This window comes from Vreelandella mediterranea (genome assembly GCF_970647075.1).
Genome location: NZ_OZ310198.1, coordinates 892,153 through 912,551 on the forward strand (window position 1 = coordinate 892,153; position 20,399 = coordinate 912,551).

General features: G+C 57.0%; 20 protein-coding genes and 2 riboswitches. Of the genes, 17 read left to right on the forward strand and 3 right to left on the reverse strand.

Annotated elements, in window-relative coordinates; translation table 11 throughout:
* Positions 1-89: 89 nt before the first annotated feature.
* From ACWFVE_RS04170 to ACWFVE_RS04190, 5 genes are all read left to right on the forward strand, one after another.
* A complete protein-coding gene (locus ACWFVE_RS04170; RefSeq protein ID WP_447528034.1) occupies positions 90-1,007 on the forward strand; it encodes an EamA family transporter in 918 nt (305 codons plus the stop codon).
* Positions 1,008-1,084: 77 nt separating this feature from the next.
* Complete coding sequence (locus tag ACWFVE_RS04175) at positions 1,085-1,594, forward strand: porin family protein (RefSeq protein ID WP_447528035.1); 510 nt, start codon at positions 1,085-1,087, stop codon at positions 1,592-1,594.
* A gap of 166 nt (positions 1,595-1,760) precedes the next feature.
* The gene (locus ACWFVE_RS04180) at positions 1,761-2,822 is read left to right on the forward strand and encodes an HlyD family secretion protein (RefSeq protein ID WP_447528036.1); all 1,062 of its coding nucleotides are present in this window, start codon (positions 1,761-1,763) and stop codon (positions 2,820-2,822) included.
* Between the two features lie 82 nt (positions 2,823-2,904).
* The gene (locus tag ACWFVE_RS04185) at positions 2,905-3,957 is read left to right on the forward strand and encodes a DUF2955 domain-containing protein (RefSeq protein WP_447528037.1); all 1,053 of its coding nucleotides are present in this window, start codon (positions 2,905-2,907) and stop codon (positions 3,955-3,957) included.
* Positions 3,958-4,067: 110 nt separating this feature from the next.
* Entirely contained in the window at positions 4,068-4,247 is a 180-nt protein-coding gene (locus ACWFVE_RS04190) for a CsbD family protein (protein ID WP_447530498.1), read from the forward strand.
* Between the two features lie 117 nt (positions 4,248-4,364).
* Here ACWFVE_RS04190 and ACWFVE_RS04195 read toward each other — a convergent pair whose 3' ends face one another.
* Both ACWFVE_RS04195 and thiC read right to left on the reverse strand, forming a co-directional pair.
* Positions 4,365-6,053 carry a hypothetical protein gene (locus tag ACWFVE_RS04195; RefSeq protein ID WP_447528038.1) on the reverse strand — a complete coding sequence of 563 codons (1,689 nt, stop codon included), beginning with the start codon at positions 6,051-6,053 and terminating at the stop codon, positions 4,365-4,367.
* 190 nt (positions 6,054-6,243) lie between these two features.
* Positions 6,244-8,124, reverse strand: coding sequence for a phosphomethylpyrimidine synthase ThiC (gene thiC, locus ACWFVE_RS04200; protein WP_447528039.1), 1,881 nt, complete (start codon positions 8,122-8,124; stop codon positions 6,244-6,246).
* A gap of 77 nt (positions 8,125-8,201) precedes the next feature.
* Positions 8,202-8,315: riboswitch (TPP riboswitch) on the reverse strand.
* Positions 8,316-8,467: 152 nt separating this feature from the next.
* Between thiC and ACWFVE_RS04205 the strand changes: the two genes are divergently transcribed.
* Genes ACWFVE_RS04205 through ACWFVE_RS04230 form a run of 6 tightly spaced genes read left to right on the forward strand, consistent with a single transcriptional unit; the run spans position 8,468 to position 14,700 of the window.
* Entirely contained in the window at positions 8,468-9,463 is a 996-nt protein-coding gene (locus ACWFVE_RS04205) for a 3-oxoacyl-[acyl-carrier-protein] synthase III C-terminal domain-containing protein (RefSeq protein WP_447528040.1), read from the forward strand.
* Entirely contained in the window at positions 9,460-10,464 is a 1,005-nt protein-coding gene (locus ACWFVE_RS04210; RefSeq protein WP_447528041.1) for an NAD-dependent epimerase/dehydratase family protein, read from the forward strand. The genes ACWFVE_RS04205 and ACWFVE_RS04210 overlap by 4 nt, the downstream gene beginning before the upstream one ends.
* Positions 10,461-11,309, forward strand: coding sequence for an MBL fold metallo-hydrolase (locus ACWFVE_RS04215; RefSeq protein WP_447528042.1), 849 nt, complete (start codon positions 10,461-10,463; stop codon positions 11,307-11,309). The genes ACWFVE_RS04210 and ACWFVE_RS04215 overlap by 4 nt, the downstream gene beginning before the upstream one ends.
* Before the next feature lie 43 nt (positions 11,310-11,352).
* On the forward strand, positions 11,353-12,534 hold the full coding sequence (locus tag ACWFVE_RS04220) for a hypothetical protein (protein WP_447528043.1): 1,182 nt from the start codon (positions 11,353-11,355) through the stop codon (positions 12,532-12,534).
* Positions 12,527-13,687, forward strand: coding sequence for an ATP-grasp domain-containing protein (locus ACWFVE_RS04225; protein ID WP_447528044.1), 1,161 nt, complete (start codon positions 12,527-12,529; stop codon positions 13,685-13,687). The genes ACWFVE_RS04220 and ACWFVE_RS04225 overlap by 8 nt, the downstream gene beginning before the upstream one ends.
* A complete protein-coding gene (locus tag ACWFVE_RS04230) occupies positions 13,687-14,700 on the forward strand; it encodes a Rieske 2Fe-2S domain-containing protein (RefSeq protein ID WP_447528045.1) in 1,014 nt (337 codons plus the stop codon). Before ACWFVE_RS04225 ends, ACWFVE_RS04230 begins: the two co-directional genes overlap by 1 nt.
* A gap of 19 nt (positions 14,701-14,719) precedes the next feature.
* On the opposite strand, the gene tenA is transcribed toward ACWFVE_RS04230, so the two are convergent.
* A complete protein-coding gene (tenA, locus tag ACWFVE_RS04235; protein WP_447528046.1) occupies positions 14,720-15,388 on the reverse strand; it encodes a thiaminase II in 669 nt (222 codons plus the stop codon).
* Positions 15,389-15,475: 87 nt separating this feature from the next.
* A riboswitch (TPP riboswitch) is annotated at positions 15,476-15,625 on the reverse strand.
* Positions 15,626-15,822: 197 nt separating this feature from the next.
* Here tenA and ACWFVE_RS04240 point away from each other — a divergent pair.
* From ACWFVE_RS04240 to ACWFVE_RS04265, 6 genes are all read left to right on the forward strand, one after another.
* A complete protein-coding gene (locus ACWFVE_RS04240) occupies positions 15,823-16,281 on the forward strand; it encodes a GNAT family N-acetyltransferase (protein ID WP_447528047.1) in 459 nt (152 codons plus the stop codon).
* A gap of 594 nt (positions 16,282-16,875) precedes the next feature.
* Entirely contained in the window at positions 16,876-17,766 is an 891-nt protein-coding gene (locus tag ACWFVE_RS04245; RefSeq protein ID WP_447528048.1) for a hypothetical protein, read from the forward strand.
* A 78-nt stretch (positions 17,767-17,844) separates the two neighbouring features.
* On the forward strand, positions 17,845-18,342 hold the full coding sequence (locus ACWFVE_RS04250; protein ID WP_447528049.1) for a hypothetical protein: 498 nt from the start codon (positions 17,845-17,847) through the stop codon (positions 18,340-18,342).
* A gap of 117 nt (positions 18,343-18,459) precedes the next feature.
* Positions 18,460-18,873: a hypothetical protein gene (locus ACWFVE_RS04255; protein WP_447528050.1), complete on the forward strand. Its 414-nt coding sequence runs from the start codon at positions 18,460-18,462 to the stop codon at positions 18,871-18,873.
* Positions 18,874-18,896: 23 nt separating this feature from the next.
* Complete coding sequence (locus ACWFVE_RS04260; RefSeq protein WP_447528051.1) at positions 18,897-19,535, forward strand: hypothetical protein; 639 nt, start codon at positions 18,897-18,899, stop codon at positions 19,533-19,535.
* Between the two features lie 85 nt (positions 19,536-19,620).
* On the forward strand, positions 19,621-20,274 hold the full coding sequence (locus tag ACWFVE_RS04265; RefSeq protein WP_447528052.1) for a hypothetical protein: 654 nt from the start codon (positions 19,621-19,623) through the stop codon (positions 20,272-20,274).
* Positions 20,275-20,399: the final 125 nt, after the last annotated feature.

A 20,399-nucleotide genomic window follows, 5' to 3' on the forward strand; every position in this document is an offset into this window, starting at 1 on the left:
GACGCAATCAGCGCTGAAGCGCGCGGGCCATCCATGTAATATGGCTAGTTCTTGCCCCTTATTTATCCAATATGAGCCGATCTGTCGCTATGTCAGCTTTATCTACTTCGCCGCTTCCGCGCCATTTAGCCATCATGTTGCTGGTAACGGTGGCCAGTATGTTCGCGGCCAATCACGTTTCGGCACGGCTCGCCTTCGATAATGGGACCGGCCTACTGCTGGCTATTTTAACCCGCTCCGGCGTCGCCTGTTTGATCCTGATCACGCTGGTGTGGGTACAGAGGAAAAGCCTTTGGCTGCCAAGAGGGACCTGGCCCTGGCAACTGGCGGTGGGGCTTTTGATCACCGTTCAAAGCCTGAGCCTCTACTCCGCGGTGGCGCGACTTCCCGTCGTCGTGGCTCTTTTATTGGTCAACACCTTTCCCATTCAGCTGGCACTGCTGAGCTGGGCGCTCGGTGGGCCGCGGCCGACACTTCGACAGTGTCTGATAATGGGCACTATTTTGATCGGCCTGCTGGTCGTGCTGGATATCCCCTCCTGGCTTGCAACGCCGCAAAGCATGGGCCCCGAATGGATGGCGGGTATCGGCTTTGGTTTGCTCGCCGGTTTCGTCTTTGCCAACGCGCTATGGATTACCGAGCATCGCCTGGCCAGTGTAGGCAGTACCTTGCGCACCCTGTTGACCATGCAAACCGTTTTTTTTGCCATGGTGATAGGGGCGGTTACTGGTGCGGTGCCCGGCGGCATGGACCTGCCCGGCAACGGCGCCGGCTGGACCGGGCTTGTGCTGCTGGCACTGTTATACGGCACCGGGTTTTCGACGCTGTTTATTTTTGTGCCGCGCCTGGATATGGCACGCAATGCCCCGGTCATGAATCTCGAGCCCGTGGCCTCGTTGGTGTTTGGATATTTCGTTTTAGGTCAGATGCTTGGCCCGGTTCAACTGCTGGGCGGGGCGGTCGTGGTCGGCGGGATCGTGGTGCTGAGCCTTTCGAAGGTGCGCTGAGAAGTTGCGTTGAGCGCCATTCTGGGGCAAACTTAAAAAACGTAAGGAAACACTGTTTTTTAACTAAGGTACCTCCTATGAAGATGACCGTATTATCACTCACCTCTGCCGCTGTCGTTCTCGGCGCAAGTGCTTTCGCGGCATCGGCCCAGGCGCAGCAATCCTTTGGCTACCCGGAAGGTTATATCGGTGGCGATGCCATGTTCTGGAGCCTGGACCCGGACCGCGGCTCCTCGCGCGATGACGTAGGCCTGCGCCTGCGCGGCGGCGCTCAGTTCAACGACTACTTCGCCGTGGAAGGCCACTTGGGTACCGGCGGCTCCGACGGTGGTGCCAAGCTCGATTACCTGGCCGGTGTCTATGCCAAGGGTATCGCCCCCGTTGCGCCTAACGTTCGCCTTTACGGCCTGGCGGGTATGACGGAAGTGGATTTCGATCTCGACCGTGAAAGCGGCTTCTCCTACGGCGGCGGTGCTGAGTTCGATATCGCCCCGAACGTTGCGATCAACGCCGACTACATGCGCTACCTCGATAAATCGGCCTACGATTTCGACGCGGCCAGTGTCGGTCTACGCTACCGCTTCTAAAGCGAGCTCGTAGCAGCGTTTCAAAACCCCACCCCCGCGGTGGGGTTTTTTGTGGGTATATGGCGCCTTAAATGCCGCCATATTGTTAGCTTGCTAATTATTTGGTAGACTAACGTATTAATTTGAATCGACCTGGGCCCCGCCAAGGTTTGAAAGAGTAAATACGATGTCTCCCGATCAGCGCTTTACCCGATGGGTAAGGGTGGCTTTGGCTGCCTTTGCCCTTTTGTTTGTCTACTTTCTGGTAGCCGACAGCTTCATGCCACTCACGCCCGAGGCGCGCATCATGCGCCCTGTCACCCGTATCGCGCCGCAGCTAAGCGCACCGGTCAATGAGGTGGTGGTACGCGACCACCAGCAAGTGGCCAAGGGCGATGTACTGTTTCGCCTGGACCCCGAGCCTTACGAGATCGCCCTCGCCAAGGCGGAGCTGGATGTCGAGCAGGCCGCCCAGGAGAACGAGCGCCTGCAGGCCGACCTGGCCGCGGCGCGCGCCTCGTTGACCGCCGCCCAGGCCACTGCAACCGAGCTTAGCGGCGAACGCCAGCGGGCGGAGTCGTTGGTGGGGCGCCAGAGCATTTCCCGCCAGCAGTACGAACAGCGGGTCGCGGCGGCGAATACCGCCAATTCCGACGTGCGCGCGGCCGAGGCACAAATCGAAAGCCTCGAGGCGCAGTTGGGTGAAGAAGGCGATACCAACCTTCGGCTGCGCCAGGCCCGCAACGCACTGGCCAATGCGCGGCTCGATCTGGACCGTACCGAGGTGCGCGCTAGGGAAGCGGGGCAGGTGACCAACCTGCAACTTCAACCCGGCGATTACGTGCAGGCGGGCCAGCCCGTGCTAGCGCTGGTGGCGGGCGGCGTGGATATCGTGGCGGACTTTCGCGAGAAGAGCCTGCGCCACGTGCACGTCGGCGACGAAGCGAAAGTGATACTGGATGCGCTGCCCGGGCATATCTTCGAAGGCCGTGTAACGGCGCTGGACGCCGGCGTGAGCGAAGGCCAGATCAGCGCCAACGGCCAACTGGCCGATATCCCCACTTCGAACCGGTGGGTGCGCGATGCCCAGCGCCTGCGCTTGCACGTTACATTGGAAAACCCGCTAGCGGTGATGCCGCCCAGCGGCGCCCGGGCGAGCGTTCAGCTGCTGCCCGGCGAACATGCGCTGGCGCACCCGTTCGCGTGGCTGCAGGCGCATTTGATCAGCTGGCTACATTATGTCTATTAAGGTCGGGTCTACTAAGGTCAGGTCTACTAACACCAGCTCGACTAAACACCGGTTGACTGACGCCAGACCCATCAAGGCGTTCATGACGTACGTGTTTGGTGGGCCGGCGCGCGAGAAGATACTGGACGAAAACGGCCTGCGTCAGTGCCTGCGCGTGGCCGGGGGCGCGACGATCGGGTTCGTCATCAGCAAGATAATGGGCTGGAACTACGGGGTCTTCTTCACCGTATTTCCCATGTTTTTGTTGGGCATGGTGCCTTTGCTGAATGCCAGCATCGTTCGCCAGTTTCTGGGCAACGCCACCTTCAACGTGGTTGAGGTCAGCCTGATCATCGGCCTGTTACAGCATATGCCGGTGATGATGACGCTGGTAGTGCTGGGCATTTTTCTTTTCCGCTTTAACCTGATGGCGAAAGGCCCGTTATTTTTGTACGCCGCCAACGGCGTGGTGACCCTGAGTGTTCTGCTGCACTTCGCAAGCTACCCCGGGGTGGACCTGGGCGAGCTTTTAACCAATAACCTGCTTGCTAGCGTGCTGGCGGTCATCATCGCCATGCTCATGCACACGCTCTTTCCCGATGTGACGCCTCGCCAGCCGCCCCCGCGGGTCGAAAAACCGGCCGCGCAAATTCGCCACGAGACGTTGATCGGCGGAATTACCGCCACCCTCTCTTTCGTGGTGTTTCAAACCTTTGATTTGCGCGATTCGCTCTCCGCCCAGATGGCGACCGTGCTGGTGCTGTTCGCCATGGGCTATGCCGGGGCCCAGGCCTCGTCCATCCGGCGGATCATCGGGACGCTTTTAGGGTGCAACATGGCGCTGGTGATGCAGATGCTGCTTTATACCCAGAGCAATCACTTCTTGCTGGCGATCATGATTTATTGGCTGGGTTTGATGCTTTTTGCCCGCGAACACGTTCGCGAGGCGGGGGGCTCCGGCGTCGGGTTTGGCGGTATGACCACGCTAGGCATTCTGTTTGGCCAGTCGCTTGGGCCAAGCCAGGACCTTGTTTACAGTGCGCTTTACCGGTTTTCATCGATGTTCGTGGCGCTGTCGATCACGTTGATGGTCATGGCCTGCCTGCACTGGTTGCTCAATAGGTGGAAGGCCACGGCATTGCCCGAAAGAAATTAACGCAACTTTTTCAGCACCGGCTACTCTAATAGATACCTGTAAAGCGAAAGACAGTGATTGTCTCCTTGCAGGATGCACGTTCCCTACTAACGGATTAGAGGTATATGATCATGTCTAATGCAAACGAAGATAAAGCGAAAGGTAACGCCAACAAAGCTGCGGGCAAAGTGAAAGAAGCTGCTGGCAAAGCAACCGGTAGCGAAAAAACCGAAGCCAAGGGCCACGCCCAGCAAGCCAAAGGCGAAGCGCAAAAAGGTAAAGGCGAGCTAAAAGACGCCGCCAAGAAGTAAAGTCAGTCAGTTTTAGAATAGTGAGCAGGGGCCCTCGGGCCCCTGTTTTGTTTTTGAGAGCAGGTTTTACTTAAGCGTAGCGCTTGGGCGGCGCTACGCGTGGTGAGTAATGGCTGCTTACTCTTCGGCCATTTCGATCGAGAAGCCTATCTCCAGGCCCCCGTCGCCAACCGTGATCCACGACTCCATCTGATCGTAGATGTCCCCGTAGTGGCGAAACATCTCGATATCGGCCTTGGAGAAGTCGTCACCGGGTGATTGTGCGGCGACTTTTGCCATCGTATGAAAAAAGTCGCCGGATATGAACCCGTGCATCAGCAGGTTCTCATCGGCGGACGAGGCCTGCAGGTCATCCTGTAGTGACGAGGGGTCGTCGCTGCCAAGGCCCAGTGCCAGAGCGGACTCGGACATGGCGGCGTAAAGTTCAGGCGCGTTCGGAGGCAGCAGAATACTCTCGACGCGCTGAGCGTCGCCACCTGGCGTCAGCGTTAGCTCGCCAAACCCCGGTAGGAAGTTGCTGGCGCTCTGGAGCAGCGCCATGGGGTTGGGGGAGGCCAGTGTCAAAAGCCCGGTGCCCGCTGGCATGCCGTTTTCGACGTAGAAACTGTCGACTCGGGTGTACAGACCCGAAAGCGAAGGCCCAACCATCATCATGAGTGGGTGGCTCAACGTTTTATTGGCATCGTCCCAGACGCTGTTCAACGCCTGAAGCTCGGCGCAGCCGAAGGGGTTCTCGCGCAGTTGACGAGAGTATGTCTGAACGGTTTCAAGTAGCGCCGGTAGGCTCAAACCCATGCCAAAGCTCGCCAGACCCTCTTTACTTCCCAGACCCGGTACGTCGGTGGCCAGGCGTCGCATGTCACTAACGATCGCGTCGTCGGTTTCCACGATCAGGTTCATCTCCGAGCGGCCGTTCAGGTCCTGCTCCCGCGAGCCCATCGCGATACCGGGGAAGCGGTCCGTGATACGGTCGAGATCCGCCTGGCAGGCGGACAAGTCCAGCGGCTCTTCACCGGCCGACGCCAACAGGGCCTCGGTGCCTGCGTGGCTGGGCGAGCTCAACTCATCCAATACGCGGGCGGTGCGAATCTGGCCCACCCCGTAGGGGGTGAAGTCGTAGCGGCTTTCGAGATCGGCGAGGGCGCCGGTGTCATCGAGGCTCTCTTCCGGCAGATTCTTACCCAGTACCTCGGCCAGCAAGGAATCGCTGGCATCATCGGGCACCAGCGACAGCAGCGCCTGCCCGTCGACGAGGGCCAGGATGATCTCGACATCGTCTTCCGGGGTCAGCACCCAGTAGTCGGTGCCGTCTGTGGTGCCCGTGCGCGGTGTTATATCGGCATTGGCCAGCACGCGCTCGAGGGTTTCGCGAAATGCCGCGCTATCTTCCAGTTCAAAGCGCATCACCGGCAGGATGCCCAGGCCGTAAAAAGCGGCCTGGGGCGCGGCCTTGATACCTCGCTCATGCAGGTCGTCCAGGGTCTCTACGCTTTTGACCTCTTCTCCGAGAGCGAGGATCAGCGAGATGAACGCCTGGGATTGCGCATCGGTTTCTCGGCGCTGGAGCTCGCGCAACTCCTCCATGTCCTCTTCGAGGCCTTCATCGAAGAGCATCGTGCGTTTGTAGAAATCGAACACCTCCTGCTCCGGCATCGTCTCCCGGGTGGCCATGAAGTACGGGGAGTCCGCCGGGATGTAGCGCAGCATCGACGTATCGGCGGCCGAGTCGCTGTCGTCGCCGCAGCCGCTGAGTACGCTACCGCCCAACAGCGCAAGGGAGGCCGCCAGGTAGGTTTTTCTATTCATCGTCGGGTCGCTCTCTGAAAGGAAACCCAAAGAATACATAACTTGGGTTAACAACTCTATTGTCCCTTGACGTTGAATCGGGTTTTTTCGATCGACATCGCGCACCTTCGAAAAAACGGCCTCGATGGCCCGCTTACATCAAGCGCGGGCCATCGAGGCCATGGCAGCGAAGCGTCAACGCCTTGGCGCGTTACACCTTCTGGTAAAGCGCGCTGCCTTCCTCGCGGAATTTCTCGGCCTGCTCCTGCATGCCCCGCGCCGCGTCACTTCCCGGGGCGGTGTCACGGTAGGTATCGCGCACTTCCTGGCTGATTTTCATCGAACAGAACTTCGGCCCGCACATGGAGCAAAAGTGCGCCACCTTCGCCGAATCCTTGGGCAGGGTTTCGTCGTGATAGCTGCGCGCGGTGTCCGGGTCCAGCCCCAGGTTGAACTGGTCTTCCCAGCGGAACTCGAAGCGCGCTTTCGATAGCGCGTTGTCACGACGTTGGGAGGCCGGGTGGCCCTTGGCCAGATCCGCCGCGTGGGCGGCAATCTTGTAGGTGATGATGCCGGTTTTGACATCCTCCTTGTTGGGCAGCCCCAAGTGCTCTTTCGGCGTCACATAACAAAGCATCGCACAGCCGAACCAGCCGATCATCGCAGCGCCAATGCCGGAGGTAATGTGGTCGTACCCTGGCGCGATATCCGTCACCAGCGGCCCCAGGGTATAAAAGGGCGCCTCATCGCAGTACGCCAACTGCTTGTCCATGTTCTCTTTCACAAGGTGCATGGGCACGTGGCCGGGGCCTTCGATCATCACCTGCACGTCGTGCTTCCAGGCAATATGGGTCAGCTCCCCCAGGGTCTTGAGCTCCGCCATCTGCGCTTCGTCGTTAGCATCGGCAATCGAGCCCGGGCGCAGGCCGTCGCCGAGAGAGAACGCCACGTCGTACTGCTTGCAGATCTCGCAGATCTCCTCGAAGTGGGTATACAGGAAGCTCTCCTGATGGTGATACAAGCACCACTTCGCCATGATGGAGCCGCCGCGGCTGACGATGCCGGTCACGCGATTCGCGGTCAGCGGCACGTAGCGCAGAAGCACGCCCGCGTGGATGGTGAAGTAATCCACGCCCTGTTCCGCCTGCTCGATCAACGTGTCGCGAAACACCTCCCAGGTGAGGTCTTCCGCCACGCCCTTGACCTTCTCTAGCGCCTGGTAAATCGGCACCGTGCCAATGGGCACCGGCGAGTTGCGCAGGATCCATTCGCGGGTTTCGTGAATGTTCTGCCCGGTGGAGAGGTCCATGATGGTATCCGCGCCCCAGCGGATGCCCCAGGTCATCTTGTCGACTTCCTCCTCGATGGAGGAGGTCACCGCCGAATTACCCAGGTTGCCGTTGATCTTCACCAGGAAGTTGCGCCCGATGATCATCGGCTCGCTTTCCGGGTGGTTGATGTTGTTGGGAATGATCGCCCGGCCGCGGGCCACCTCGTCGCGCACGAACTCTGGCGTGATCTCTTCCGGGATGCTCGCGCCGAAGTTCTGGCCCCGGTGCTGGTGGCCTAAAATGCGCTCGACTTCCGCGGTGCCCAACGCCTGGCGGCGCTGGTTTTCGCGAATGGCGATAAACTCCATCTCCGGCGTCACGATGCCCTGGCGGGCGTAGTGCAGCTGGGTCACGTTTTTACCGGCCTTGGCCCGGCGCGGCGTGCGCTTTAAATCAAAACGCAGCTGGGCAAGTGTGGGGTCGTTGGCGCGGCGGTTGCCGTACTCCGAGGTCAATCCTTCCAGAAATTCGGTATCGCCACGCTCCTCGATCCACGCCCGGCGCAGTTCTGGCAGGCCTTGGCGTAAATCGATTTGGGCGTCGGGGTCGGTGTAAGGGCCGGAGGTGTCGTAGACCAGCAGAGGCGGGTTTTCTTCATCTACCTCGCTGGTGGTAGTCGGCGACAGGGTGATTTCGCGAAACGGCACGCGAATGTCCGGCCGCGAGCCTTCCACATAGCGCTTGGTGGAGGCGGGCAGCGGCGCGATGGCGGCGGCATCGACCTGGGCGGTCTCGGCCAGAAAGTGGGCTGTTTTCGTCATGGAGGCTCTCCCTTTAGAAAGACTAAATAGAGAGGACGCGCAAAGGGAGGCTGAGGCAGGGTGAGGTTATCTTTAGTTGCTGCCTGTCGCTTGATCCCTACGCTGGTCCTAACCAGATCAGGTTCAACGGGATCAGTGCTGTTGAATCGGCACCATCTCAGCCGGCGTTACCGGCACCCCGTCAAGCGTTACGCGCGACTTTCAGCCGCGCTAAAAGTAGTTTGATGCAGCCACGAGGATGTAGCAAGTGATTAAGGGGTGGCTAATTTTTATTATGGTTATGGTCGCAATTGAATCAAAGCCCGGTTTAAAGTAAGCCAGCATACTGAATAGACGAGCATCCATGATCAGTAATTTCGCGCTTGTAGGCTGGGGCAGTTACCGCCCCTCAAAAAAGCTCTCCTCTTTTGAGCTGGATGAGGAACAGGGGTTTACAACCGGCTGGACCGAGAGCCAGTTTGGTATCGCCGTTCGCCACGTTGCCAGCGGGGCAGAGACCACCTCGAGTATGGCCGCGATTGCGGCTCGCGAGGCATTGGCTCGAGCGGGATGGGGCGAAACGCTGCCGGATGTGATCATTGGCGGGTGTGGCGTAATGGAGCAGCCGATCCCCTCTACGGCCGCGCTGGTACAGCACCAGTTGGGCTTGGGAGATTCCGGCGTGCCCAGTTTCGATGTCAACCAGACCTGCCTCTCGTTTGTGACGGCCTTGGATATCGCCGCCATGGGCATCGCTTGCGGGCGCTGGAAGCGTGTTTTGCTGTTCGCCAGTGATATCGCCTCGGCGGGTCTTAATCCCCATGAGCCTAAAACGCGCGCTATCTTTGGCGATGGCGCAGCGGCGTTGGCGATCGAAGCAAGCGACGATCGGCAGCAGGGGTTATATGGTAGTGCATCGGTTACTCACGGTGCCCACCATGGGCTTGCTCAGCTACGGGCGGGCGGTACGAAGCTGCGCATCGAAGAGGGATTTGAGGCATTGAAAGCTGGCGCCTGCTTCGAGATGGACGCCTTCGGGATTTTCAAGGCGTCCGCCAAAACGCTGCCCGGTGTCATCGAGCAGGCGCTGGGCCAGGCCAATATTACTCGCGATGAGCTGGCCTGCGTGGTGTGCCATCAGGCCAGTGCGCCCGGCGTCGAGCATGTGCGGCGGCTCTTTGCGCCGCGTAGCGACAGAGTGGTCAATATCTTTGCGACCACCGGTAACCAGATTGCGGCCTCGATTCCCACCGTACTCGCCCATGCGCTGACCACCGGCGCGGTCAAGGAGGGCGACTATCTTTTACTCTTGGGAACGGCGGCAGGCATCAGCGCCAGTGCCATGGTCTTGCGCGTATGAGCCGACGTCTCTTGATTACCGGCGCCACGGGCGGGCTGGGCATGGCGCTGGTGCGCGAGGCGCTATCGCGCGGACATGTGGTACGCGCCACGGGGCGCTCGCAAGAGGCGGGCAAGGTAATTACCGGCTTGGGTGCCGATTTCGTGGCAGCGGATTTATCACGCGCTCAGGCCAGTCTTTCACCGTTGCTGGATGAGGTCGATAGCGTGATTCATGCCGCCGCTTTGTCGGCCAGTTGGGGTCCCCGAGAGGCTTTTGAGCGCCACAACGTAACGATGACCGAGCGACTTCTCGACGCTGCTGCACAAAGCGGGGCAACTCGGTTTGTGTTGGTTTCCTCGCCTTCTATTTTTGCCGCTTATCGCGACCGGCTTCGGATCGATGAACGAAGCCAGCCTGCTGAGCCGCCGCTCAACCACTACGCGCGTACCAAGCTGGCCGCCGAACAACATGTGTTGTCACCCAGACGAGATTCTCTTCACTGCTGCGCTATCCGCCCCCGTGCACTGGTGGGGCCGGGCGATCGTATCATCCTCCCCAAGCTCGCCGAGCTGGCCGGTCGCCCAAGGATTCCGCTGCCCAGAGATGGCAGAGCACTCATCGAACTGACCGACCTGCGCGATGCGGCGTGGGCTATCTGTGAAGCCGAGACGCGCGCCCCGGCGCTTATCGGGCGGGCGATCAACATCTCCGGGGGGCAGCCTGTAACGGTGCGCGAAGTGGCGTCTCGGCTGTCCGCTGCACTGGGACAAACCCCGACAATGATCAACGTACCCGTGAGGGTGGCGCGCGCGATGGCCTGGCTGCAGGAACAATGGGGAGCGCTGGTCGAGACGGAAAAGGAGCCGCTGTTGACGCGCTACAAGCTGGCTACGCTTGCCTATTCGCAAACCTTTGACCTGGAACCTGCCCGGCGTTTACTGGGCTATCAGCCCCGCTTCGATGCCATGGACACTTTACTGACTCAGGCTCGGCAACTCGCCGGACAGGAGACTCCATGATCCGCGTCGGCTTTCGCTGGTTGGCGCGTGGGCTTTGCCGGCATCCCGAAGCCGCGACGCTTTCTGGCGGACGCTTCAGCCCCGTGGATTTTCCTGCAATGTTGGGTGTTATTGAGCATCCGACACGTGGTTTGCTGCTTTTCGATACTGGCTACGACCCGGCGTTTTTGGAGGCGACGGCCCCCTTTCCGGAGCGGCTCTACCGCTGGGCAACGCCGGTAGAAGTGGGCGCCGAACACGCCTGGCACACCTGGCTTGCCACCCACGGTATCGGCGATCGCGATATTACGGCGACCATCATTTCGCACTTTCACGGTGATCACGTGGCCGGTATGTGCCATTTGGCCGAGCGTCCCGTCTACTGTGCCAAGGCCGGGCTGGCCGAGCTGCGCGCGCCGGGGCGCTTCAAGCGGGTTCGCCAAGGACTCCTTCCCTCACTGGTACCCCAAACCGCGGATGCCAACGCCCGCTTTTTCGAAGAGGCGCCTGCGGTAGCGCTGCCCACCAGCTTCGCACCCTTTAGCGAGGGGCGCGATATTCTGGGTGACGGCAGTCTGTTGGCCGTCGAGCTGCCCGGGCACTGTGTAGGGCACTGGGGGCTGGCGCTGCGCACCACGGATGATCGATTCATACTACTCGCCGCCGATGCGGTCTGGTTGGGCAAGTCGATTCTGGAGCGTCGTCCACCGCCCAAGCTTACCACCGCACTGCTGGGAGATACCCGGTGTTATCGGGCCACCTTTGCAAAACTATGCACGGCAGCCGAGCGCAATAAGGAACTGACCATTTTACCTTCGCACTGCGCCGAGAGCGCGCAACGCTTTCAGGCGCCGTATGCACGCTAGCCATATCGCTGCCGCTTGGCTTCGCACCCAGAGAGCGTTACGTTTGTCGCCTCGCCAGCTAGCGGCAAGGCGTAGCGCTCAATGGCGGCAGCTTCAGCCGGTACTGGCGCGCACCCCGGCGCTGACTGGTGTCGCTTGGGGAGCGTTGGAGGACGTGCCGATCACTGAGGTAACGGCGTTGCGTGGTGACTACGGTGCCTGGAACAGCGTTGGCCTGAGCACGTCAGCGCTTTATGCCATGGCCGATGCCGCCGAGCAGGGCTGCAAAACGGGACCACTTTCGGCGGGCTGGTCGACCGGGAGCAGCGGTACGGCGCGTGGGCTCTTTTTAGCCAGCCCTCAAGAGCGCGCCGACTATCTTGGTCAGAGCCTTGCGCGGCTGCTGCCCGCCCGGGCGCTGCTGGCCCGCCAGTGGCTGGCCTTGCATCTGCGTGCCAGCAATGCACTTTACAGTGATGTGCAGCGTAAGCGTTTCGTCTTCGGCCATTTTCCCTTGAACGACTCACGCGAGCAGACACGTACTGCTCTGGAGACGTTCGCCCCCACGATTTTGATTGCGCCGCCTCATCGTCTTGTCGCACTGGCCGAGGCGGGCATGGATTTACCGTCGCTACGCCACCTCTTTGTAGGTAGCGAACCGATGGGGGAGGCCGAGCGGGAAACCATTACTCATCAATTGGGTTGCGCCCCTCGGGCGATTTACCAGGCCACTGAAGGTTTTTTAGGCGCCGAGTGCGCCCATGGTCATCTGCACCTGAATGATCATTCGTTGATCATCGAGCTGGAATCTGTGCCCGGCACGTCGGGCTACCGGCCCATCATTACCGACCTGCGCCGGGTCAGCCAACCCATTGTGCGTGTGCGCGGCGATGACTATCTCGAGCTGGGTGCGGCTACTTGCCCCTGCGGGTTTGCCGGACGAATTATCCGCCCACCCCAGGGCCGGGTGAGCGATCTTTGGCGCTTTGGTCAGCACACCGTCACGCCGCCTCAGGTGGTCGCGGCCATGGAGTCCGTGCGGGGGAGCTGCCCGCTATGGCAGGCCGAGGCGTGGCCCGAGCGCGTAGTGCTCCACCTTTCCCCTTGCTGTTCGGCCAGCGATGCCGATCACGCGGCCGCCACGCTCAAGCGTTTATGCCAACTGCCGGTGCCGGTCGAAGTAACGCATGACTTTACGGGCTGGCCAGGCCCTAAACGCCGCCGCGTGGTTAGTCATCATGGTTAGGCGTGTGTTGATTACCGGCGCGCGTTCGGTGGCAGCGCTGGAGCTTGCGCGAGACTTTTGTGTTGCGGGCTGGGAAGTGCACATGGCAGACAGCGTCACGGCGAGAATGGCGCGCTGCTCAAGACTACCCGTCCGGCTGCATCGCCATCCCGCACCTCGTCAGCAGGGCCATGCATTTCGTCAGTGGGTAAGGGTACTGGTCGAGCAGCACGATATAGAGTTAGTGGTACCAACCTGCGAAGAGGTGTTCCATTTGGCCGCCCCCAGCCTGCATGGCTGGTTGGGTGAACGGCTTCTGGCACCTTCGCTTAAGACACTGCGCACGCTCCATGACAAATTGGCCTTCGTTCGACACTGTCAGAAATCGGGGTTGCCGGTACCCAACAGCGAGCCGATAGAGAGCATTGAGCAGCTAGCATCTTATCGCGCTACCTGTCATGAGTGGGTATTTAAGCCGCGCTTTAGTCGTTTTGGCGATCAGACATTGATCACCCCAGAGGCGGCTACCTTGGACAAGCAGGTTCCGAGCCCCACGGCCCCCTGGATGGCGCAGGCCTATGTAAGCGGTGAAGAGGCCTGCTTTTACGCCGTTGCCCACCACGGCAAACTCGCTGCCTTCAGCGCTTATCAGTCGGATTGGCGTATGGCCGGCAGCGCCTGCTACGCCTTTGAGCCTTTAGAGGCCCTGCGCTACGCGAGGCTTCACACACTGGCCATGGAGTTGGCAGCGAGTAGCAAAATGCATGGTCAGTTCGCCTGCGATGTCATCTTCGATAAGGCTGGCGCGCCTTTTTTGCTTGAGTGCAACCCTCGCGCAACCAGCGGCGTGCACTTGTTTGGGGGAGAGGGGCATCTTGCCCGAAGCATGGGCGATGGCATACCCACGCCCGATAGATCACCCGCTATCCGCTACCTGGGCCCAGCCATGTGGCTGTTTGGGTTGCCGAAAGCGCTCCGCCATGCACGTTTGGCGCACTGGTGGCATTGTGTGCGGGCCGGTAGTGATGCGATTTCTACTCCCTACGACCGCTGGGTACTGATCGGCGCCTTGACCGACGCGGCGGCCTTTGCGATTAGCGGCCTTCTTCACAAACACTCTACCAACGCCGCCACGACCCATGATTTGGAGTGGAACGGCGAGGAGCTGCCCTGATGAGTTTTCCCCAACCGGTGCTGGATGCGTGGCATCTGGTCGCTTTGTCTCGTGATGTGCCGCGCGGCAAAGTGCGTAAGGTTATGTGTTGCGATACGCCAATAGCGCTATTTCGTACTGATGAGGGTATCGGTGCATTAGTGGATCGCTGCCCTCACCGCAACTACCCGCTCTCCGAAGGACGTGTCACGAGCAACACGCTGGAGTGCTCCTACCACGGTTGGCGTTTTGGTCGTGATGGTCACTGCGCCGAGGTACCGGGATGTGAGGTTGAAACCACTTGCGACGCGCGCCTGGCGGCCACGCCAATGCGTGCAGTGGAGCGCCACGGTGGCGTGTTCGTTGCGCTCTCGGAGGCGGCCCCGGCTGAGCCGGAGCTGCCACCAGATCTTGGCAATCCAGCGCTTGATCACTTCTGGTGGCAGCAGGGGACCTGGCGTGGGCGCGCCTTTGATGCCATAGAGAACGTGATGGACCCCTTTCATACCAACCATCTGCATCATGGCTTCATTCGCCGCCGCGATAAGCGCTTGCCCGTCGAACTCGTCGTGACTAGCCATGGCAATGGGATCGATATGAAAATAGAGCAGACCCAGCCCGATACAGGTCTGATGTCACGTTTTCTCGAACGCGATCGCTCGCATAGCGTCTCGCGCTACTATCCCCCCACCACGGTACAGGCGCGCTGGGAAGGACAGACGAAGCTGACGCTCTGCGTTACGGCGATTTTTACACCGGCCACCGCGGGTACCTTTACGCCCTTTGCCTGCTTTTCGACGCCCAACGGTATGGCACCCCATTGGCTCAAGCAGGCTGCCATTCGTCTGTTTCTGGCCCCGGTCGTTGCTCAGGATCGCAAAGCCCTGGAGCGACAGCATGAGGTGATGACTCACTTCGGCCAGCCAAAATTCATTTCGGGCCCTGGTGATATTTTAAAAACGCGCCTGCATCGCCTCTGGATGGGCGAAACGCTACCCAAAGGCGAAGACCCGACCGTCAAGGTAATGCTTTAAAATGGAGCATGCGTTGCAGCTACTCCGCCAGCGTTAGCCCCATCTGCCAGAAGTCGATTTCCAGGCGAGTGGCATCGCGAAATATCTTGGTGAGTTCCGCGAAGCGCCCGGGCGACACCTCGGCCAGCCGCGCATTCAACCATTCGAGCTCCGCGTGCATCGCGCTTTGAAACTCTTCGCCTTCGTACATGGCAATCCAGGCGTCATAAGGACTATCTGCGCCGCGCAGGGTAGAAGATCGAGCATTCAGCCAGTTGGCGATTTCGCCATAGCCGACCAGGCACGGCGCAAGGGCGATATGCAGATCGAGCAGATCGCCACGGCTGCCGGTATCCAGCACGTAGCGGGTATAGGCCATCGTCGCGCGGGCTTCAGGCAACTTTGCCAAGTCGTCTTCACTGATGCCCCACTCGCGGCAAAAGCCGATGTGCAGGTCGAGCTCGACATCGACGATGGCTTTCATTCCCTCATGAGCTTGGCGCAGGTCGGCAAGCGTGGGGCTCTTGTAGGCGGCCAGCGCGTAGGCACGGGCGAAGTGAATCAAAAACAGGTAGTCCTGTTTCAGGTAGTGGCGAAAGGATTCTTCAGCAAGTGTGGCGTTGCCCAATTGGCGCACGAAGTCGTGCTCGATGTAAGCGCGCCAGTCGCTTTCGCAAGCGGTGGTGAGGTCGTTAAAGCAGTAGCCCATATTTCCTCCGGGGGTAGAGATCCGAAGGGCAGGCGAGAAGATCGAGGAAATGGCGGGGAAGGGGGCTTGCGATCATGGGAGAGCGAGCCGGCGCCATCGCTTGATCCCTACGCCGGTACCCGCGCTTTTTGAATAAGCGCATTAGCCGGATCAGGTTCTGCGGGACCCGCGCTTGGCAGCGAAAAGCTCGCCCTGCGCCATCTCAGCCGGAATTCACCGGCACCCCGTCAAGCAGTTGTCTTGGCGAGTCTAGGGCTGGGCGGGGGGAGATGCAAGTCAGGCTATAGTCGAATTTCTTTGCCCCATCGAGAATCGCTGAGGTAAATTTACTTGAGTAGCGGTATCAACTTTAATGAACTTGCCGCGCTGTTCATCGAAATTGAGAAGACGGCCGTATAAACAATTTTAAGCACCCATTAAGCCAAGGAATCGCTTTGGATATACGCATTGATGATTTAAAGAGCCCGGAAGTGATCAGCTTGATAAGCGAACACCTTGTCTCAATGGAACCGACGGCGCCACCCGAGAGCCGCCATGCACTCGATCTTGATGGGTTGCGAAGCCCCAACATTACATTCTGGACGATATGGGACGGCTCTCAACTTGCAGGTATCGGCGCACTAAAACGCCTTTCTCGAGAGCATGGAGAGATCAAGTCCATGCGGACGGCACAACGCTACCTGGGTCAGGGCGTTGCGTCCCGGTTGCTTTCGCACATTGTCGATGAAGCCAAAAGGAACGGGTACGTTTGGCTGAGCTTGGAAACCGGTTCGATGGATTATTTTGAGCCAGCAAGGAAGCTATACGCCTCGTTTGACTTCGCACCATGCCCACCATTCGAAGATTACGTAGAAGATCCGAACAGTGTATTTATGACCAAATATATCGCCTGAATCAGGTTCAGCGGCAATAGTGTTTGTTATCCCAAAAGACATGCTCTGCGTCATCTCTGGCAGATACCCTCGACACCTCGACAAGCAGTTTAGGACGGTGGAGGAAGGCCCAAGAGGGTGGTCAACGGTGCTACGGGTTAATTTAATCGATGGGGGCATCAACACTCATCATCACAGCATGTTGCGATCTGGAAGCATCGACATTGAACAACGATAACAAAACGGGCTGGGAGACCTTCTACCGCGCCAATCAAAAGCGAGCTGCATCACCGCTGTTAAGGTGCTGCTTATTCTCAGTGCGAAGGATATAGCGTTTCAACCGCAGGGTAGCCCGGACACTATCCATTAACTTCATGGCGGCATCCTTTTGCATGAATATTTTATATGTATTTATATACAGCATTATTGAGAATGGCAAATCTTGCCAGCACGCGAATTTTGGATAATCAGCCAAAATTTGCTTTGCTAGTAATAGAATCAATAAGGTAGATTTGATCAGAGCGGCTAGATAACCCCAATGAACGTGCCGGCACGTTCATTAAGGTTATGCAGCCGGCTATATAATCACTGTTAGGGCATGGGTATGACGAACCGATGATTGTATACCTTGATCAGAACAAGTGGATTGAGCTTGCACGTGCCATTAACGGTGTGGAGAACACGGATGAAGCCGAGCTGCTGAGGAGTAAAACTCCAGCAGTTCTTGGGTCTGGCTGCATTTTTCCACTGTCAGCCATTCACATCATCGAGTTTTCTAGAATAAAAAAAGACCAGCGTCGATCGCGTCTTGGAAAGGTCATGTGGGATTTTTCGCGAGGCATAACCACTTCCCCTACGCGCGATATTATTTGTTGGGAGCTAGAGCTGGCATTTTCTAGGGCGGGGTACCAGATTACTCCAGAACCATTTGAATATCTCGGTCGCGGCATTCCTCATGCCTTTGGTGAGGTGCTGGAAGGAACGATTGCTAAAATGTTCCCTGATGAGATCGATAGGGCAATGTTGTGTGGGCTTGCGGATATACCGCCGATTCAAGGAGGTACGAAGACGTACCGGGAAAATTTTGTAAACCACCTGAGTTCTCTCCACGAGCGAAAGCATGATTTGGACAGGTCAAAATGGCAAAACTGGCTTTATGCGATTTCCATGGTTGATATTCTAGACCCATTGCAAAAGGTAATGACTGAAAACCGCATACCAAACGGAGAGTTCGAGGCTTGGGGGACTGAACGACTTAGCGAGTTTTTGGAAAGCATGCCTACCCGTGCAGTAGATATTCATTTGCATCGCCAGGTTTTAAAGAACCCAGCATACAAGCCAAAACTGAGTGACTTAGAAGACTGGGCAGGCCTCGGTTCCGCAGCCTGTTATGCTGATGTGGTGATCTGTGAAAAACACTTTGCCGATATGCTGCGGCGGGACGGATTCAAGACAAAAGCAAAAATAGAGACCAGCCTGTGTTCATTTTTTCAGGGGGTTGGTTAGCCCTAACAAGTTGCTGCACCCGGAAAAATTACTCGCTACGCTCCCAATTTTCCGGTGAGCAAAGCGTTAGGAGTCTAGATGACATTCGAACAAACTATATTGATAGCGCTATTAACCGTATTGGGTGGGGGTGTTGCGTCTGCATTTGTAACCTCGATCCTGACAAGTAGGCGAGATCAAAAAAATTACACAAAGAAAAAATATGAAGAGCTTTATGGCCTTATTGCCAAAGATAGTACTGATTTTGCAAAATGGTATCTTGGCTATATGGCAGTATTTGAAGGAGCACTTCCGCTAAGTCAGTTGAAGAATAGAGCCTCTACCACGACTATGGATACGAAAGCAAAAGTGCTAATGCTTGCGGCTCTTTATGCCGAAAATCTCTCAACAGAGATAGAGTTGTACTTCCAAATTAAGCAGGCACTTATTTCCTATATTAATGAGGCATCAAAAAGAGCAGATAAAAATGTCGCGTCAAAAATCTCCCTAAATGATTTTCATGCCTTACGAGTGAGCTTTGATAAGGAAAAAAACAATGTGTTTGAAAAGCTTGTTAACCTTTCAAAAAGCTTATGACTTGGCGCGGCATGACGCTCCTAACAAGGCAAAGCAGTTCGGTCCTTCGGGCCCGGACGTCGCTTCGCTCCGCCGCTGTTTGCGACGTTAGATATTGAGTAGGTGAAGGAGCATGTAATGAAGAAGGGATATAGAACGCCCATTATTGCAGTCACTGTCCTAATATTGGCCGTAATGTTCAAAAATCCAATTGAAGGAGCCATAAGTCGTATTAGCTCCATAGAGTGGGGCGATAAAAAATTCTCCTTTGCAAGCGCACAAGCATATCAGGGAGAACTAAGCAGTATTGCTCTTTACTATTTAATGGGCGCGGCATTGAGCGATTCTGGGAATGCAATTTCATCTGGCATTAGATATGGGGACAGAGAGGCAATCGCACTAGCAGAACTCAAAGAACAGGGGTTGGTAGAATTCGAGGTGGAAAAATCGAATTCCGATAGTCCGGAAATGCAAGGTACGTGGGCCGTGATGAATCTAACACCAAAAGGGAAAGCTCTTTTAAAAGAGTTGGGGTTTCACTTTGGGATGTAAGGCATCGAGAGTTTATCTAACAAGTGGCTGTTGTCGGACGCACCTACGCTGGCGCTACGGTGCGCCGCAAAGCCAAGGCGTTGGGGATCAAAACAATGAACCTATCTCGAGAAGAGGCCATGATCTATGCAGCGCTAATCGCTGCGGTTGTTTCTTTGATATCTGCTTTCTTGAGTTACGTATCGATCAAGTCACATGAAGTCACCAAGGCTAGCAGAAGTCTTTTAGAGAAAAACTTCAACCTTCTTGGGTCATTGATATACGAGTTAATGGCATACAGTACTGGGATGGTAAAAGCAAAATCAGATGATCAATTCGATGAGAAGCGAAAGGTGGCGAACGAAACTATCGTCGCAGTAGACAAACTCAGACGTAACGCCAGGTATTCTCTCTGGGGATTAGATAAAGGATTGCGCACTATTCAATGGATGCCAAACTATATCGCACACAACAAGAATGATCGAAAGAGTGATCGAGTTAAGAAAATCCTAAAACTTGGAAACGAGCTACGTGATGCGATAGATAAAGCACTTATGCAAGCGTACTTCACTAACGGACGCTCACGATTGCGCGATAGAATGCGAGTAAATTATAGAGCATGGAAACTTCGCAAATATTTCGATAACTCCAAGCCAAGTGACAATGAAGTCCAACAAAGCTAATCCAGCCGGCGCGCCAAAGGCGCGCGGCTGATTAGCGACGTTAAGTTTATAGGAGAGTATTGAGGCAATGCCGAGGTCTTTTGGCTTGGTTGACAACAAAGTCCAAGAAGCAGAGTACTTCCTGGATCGTATACTCTCATCTGGATTCAGCATCTACGGCTTAAATTTCGATACGGTTGCGTTTGCAGCTGCAGCAAGAAGTATCACTTTTGCAATGCAGTCTTCTTTGACAGGAATATCCGAGTTCGATAATTGGTACGCCGCTAAGCAAGAGAGCTTGAAAGCACAGCCTTTGTGTTCTTTCTTCAATCGCCTCCGGAGGGTGACGCAGCATATTGGTGAAAGCCCTATAGGAGGAGGGCGCTCTTCATGTGAAGGGATCGTTCACTACTTCGCTGAATTTAAAGAGCTAGGAGAGATCCCTGAGCCAAACGTTGCTGTAGCGTGCGAGAAGTTCTACAAGATTTTGTTGGAATTGGTATACGAGTGCTATTTGGAGTTCAATCCTCTCATCAATGGCCAGTGGCGATTAACGAAAGAATATTTTCAATCACTAGGTTTAACAATCGAAGACGCTGAAGAGGAGCTTGGGCTTCCTAGAGGCTGGTCTGGCGTATCAGGCCTACCTGAAGATATTCGGTGGAAGTATCTACGTAAAGAAGCCGATGGCTGCAATGCGCAGGAGCAATTCGAAAGATGGCTCGGGAAAAGGGTTCCTCACCCAGACGACGAGGTGTAGAAACTTAACAATGCCAAGCACAGCGACGGCTTTTTCACTACGGCTTCGCCTCCATTACAAAGCCGCGCGTGCTGCGGGCGTTATGCACATTCCGAAACCAAGAGTAAGGAAGGACTAATATTGAT

Bases quoted from the DNA above. Each gene is read 5' to 3' on its own strand.
- ACWFVE_RS04250 (WP_447528049.1), top strand. From the start codon at position 17,845: ATGACATTCGAACAAACTATATTGATAGCGCTATTAACCGTATTGGGT.
- ACWFVE_RS04230 (WP_447528045.1), top strand. From the start codon at position 13,687: ATGAGTTTTCCCCAACCGGTGCTGGATGCGTGGCATCTGGTCGCTTTG.
- ACWFVE_RS04245 (WP_447528048.1), top strand. From the start codon at position 16,876: ATGATTGTATACCTTGATCAGAACAAGTGGATTGAGCTTGCACGTGCC.
- ACWFVE_RS04215 (WP_447528042.1), top strand. From the start codon at position 10,461: ATGATCCGCGTCGGCTTTCGCTGGTTGGCGCGTGGGCTTTGCCGGCAT.
- ACWFVE_RS04185 (WP_447528037.1), top strand. From the start codon at position 2,905: ATGACGTACGTGTTTGGTGGGCCGGCGCGCGAGAAGATACTGGACGAA.
- ACWFVE_RS04210 (WP_447528041.1), top strand. From the start codon at position 9,460: ATGAGCCGACGTCTCTTGATTACCGGCGCCACGGGCGGGCTGGGCATG.
- ACWFVE_RS04255 (WP_447528050.1), top strand. From the start codon at position 18,460: ATGAAGAAGGGATATAGAACGCCCATTATTGCAGTCACTGTCCTAATA.
- ACWFVE_RS04180 (WP_447528036.1), top strand. From the start codon at position 1,761: ATGTCTCCCGATCAGCGCTTTACCCGATGGGTAAGGGTGGCTTTGGCT.
- ACWFVE_RS04175 (WP_447528035.1), top strand. From the start codon at position 1,085: ATGAAGATGACCGTATTATCACTCACCTCTGCCGCTGTCGTTCTCGGC.
- ACWFVE_RS04225 (WP_447528044.1), top strand. From the start codon at position 12,527: ATGGTTAGGCGTGTGTTGATTACCGGCGCGCGTTCGGTGGCAGCGCTG.
- ACWFVE_RS04195 (WP_447528038.1), bottom strand. From the start codon at position 6,053: ATGAATAGAAAAACCTACCTGGCGGCCTCCCTTGCGCTGTTGGGCGGT.
- ACWFVE_RS04205 (WP_447528040.1), top strand. From the start codon at position 8,468: ATGATCAGTAATTTCGCGCTTGTAGGCTGGGGCAGTTACCGCCCCTCA.
- ACWFVE_RS04170 (WP_447528034.1), top strand. From the start codon at position 90: ATGTCAGCTTTATCTACTTCGCCGCTTCCGCGCCATTTAGCCATCATG.
- ACWFVE_RS04190 (WP_447530498.1), top strand. From the start codon at position 4,068: ATGTCTAATGCAAACGAAGATAAAGCGAAAGGTAACGCCAACAAAGCT.
- tenA (WP_447528046.1), bottom strand. From the start codon at position 15,388: ATGGGCTACTGCTTTAACGACCTCACCACCGCTTGCGAAAGCGACTGG.
- thiC (WP_447528039.1), bottom strand. From the start codon at position 8,124: ATGACGAAAACAGCCCACTTTCTGGCCGAGACCGCCCAGGTCGATGCC.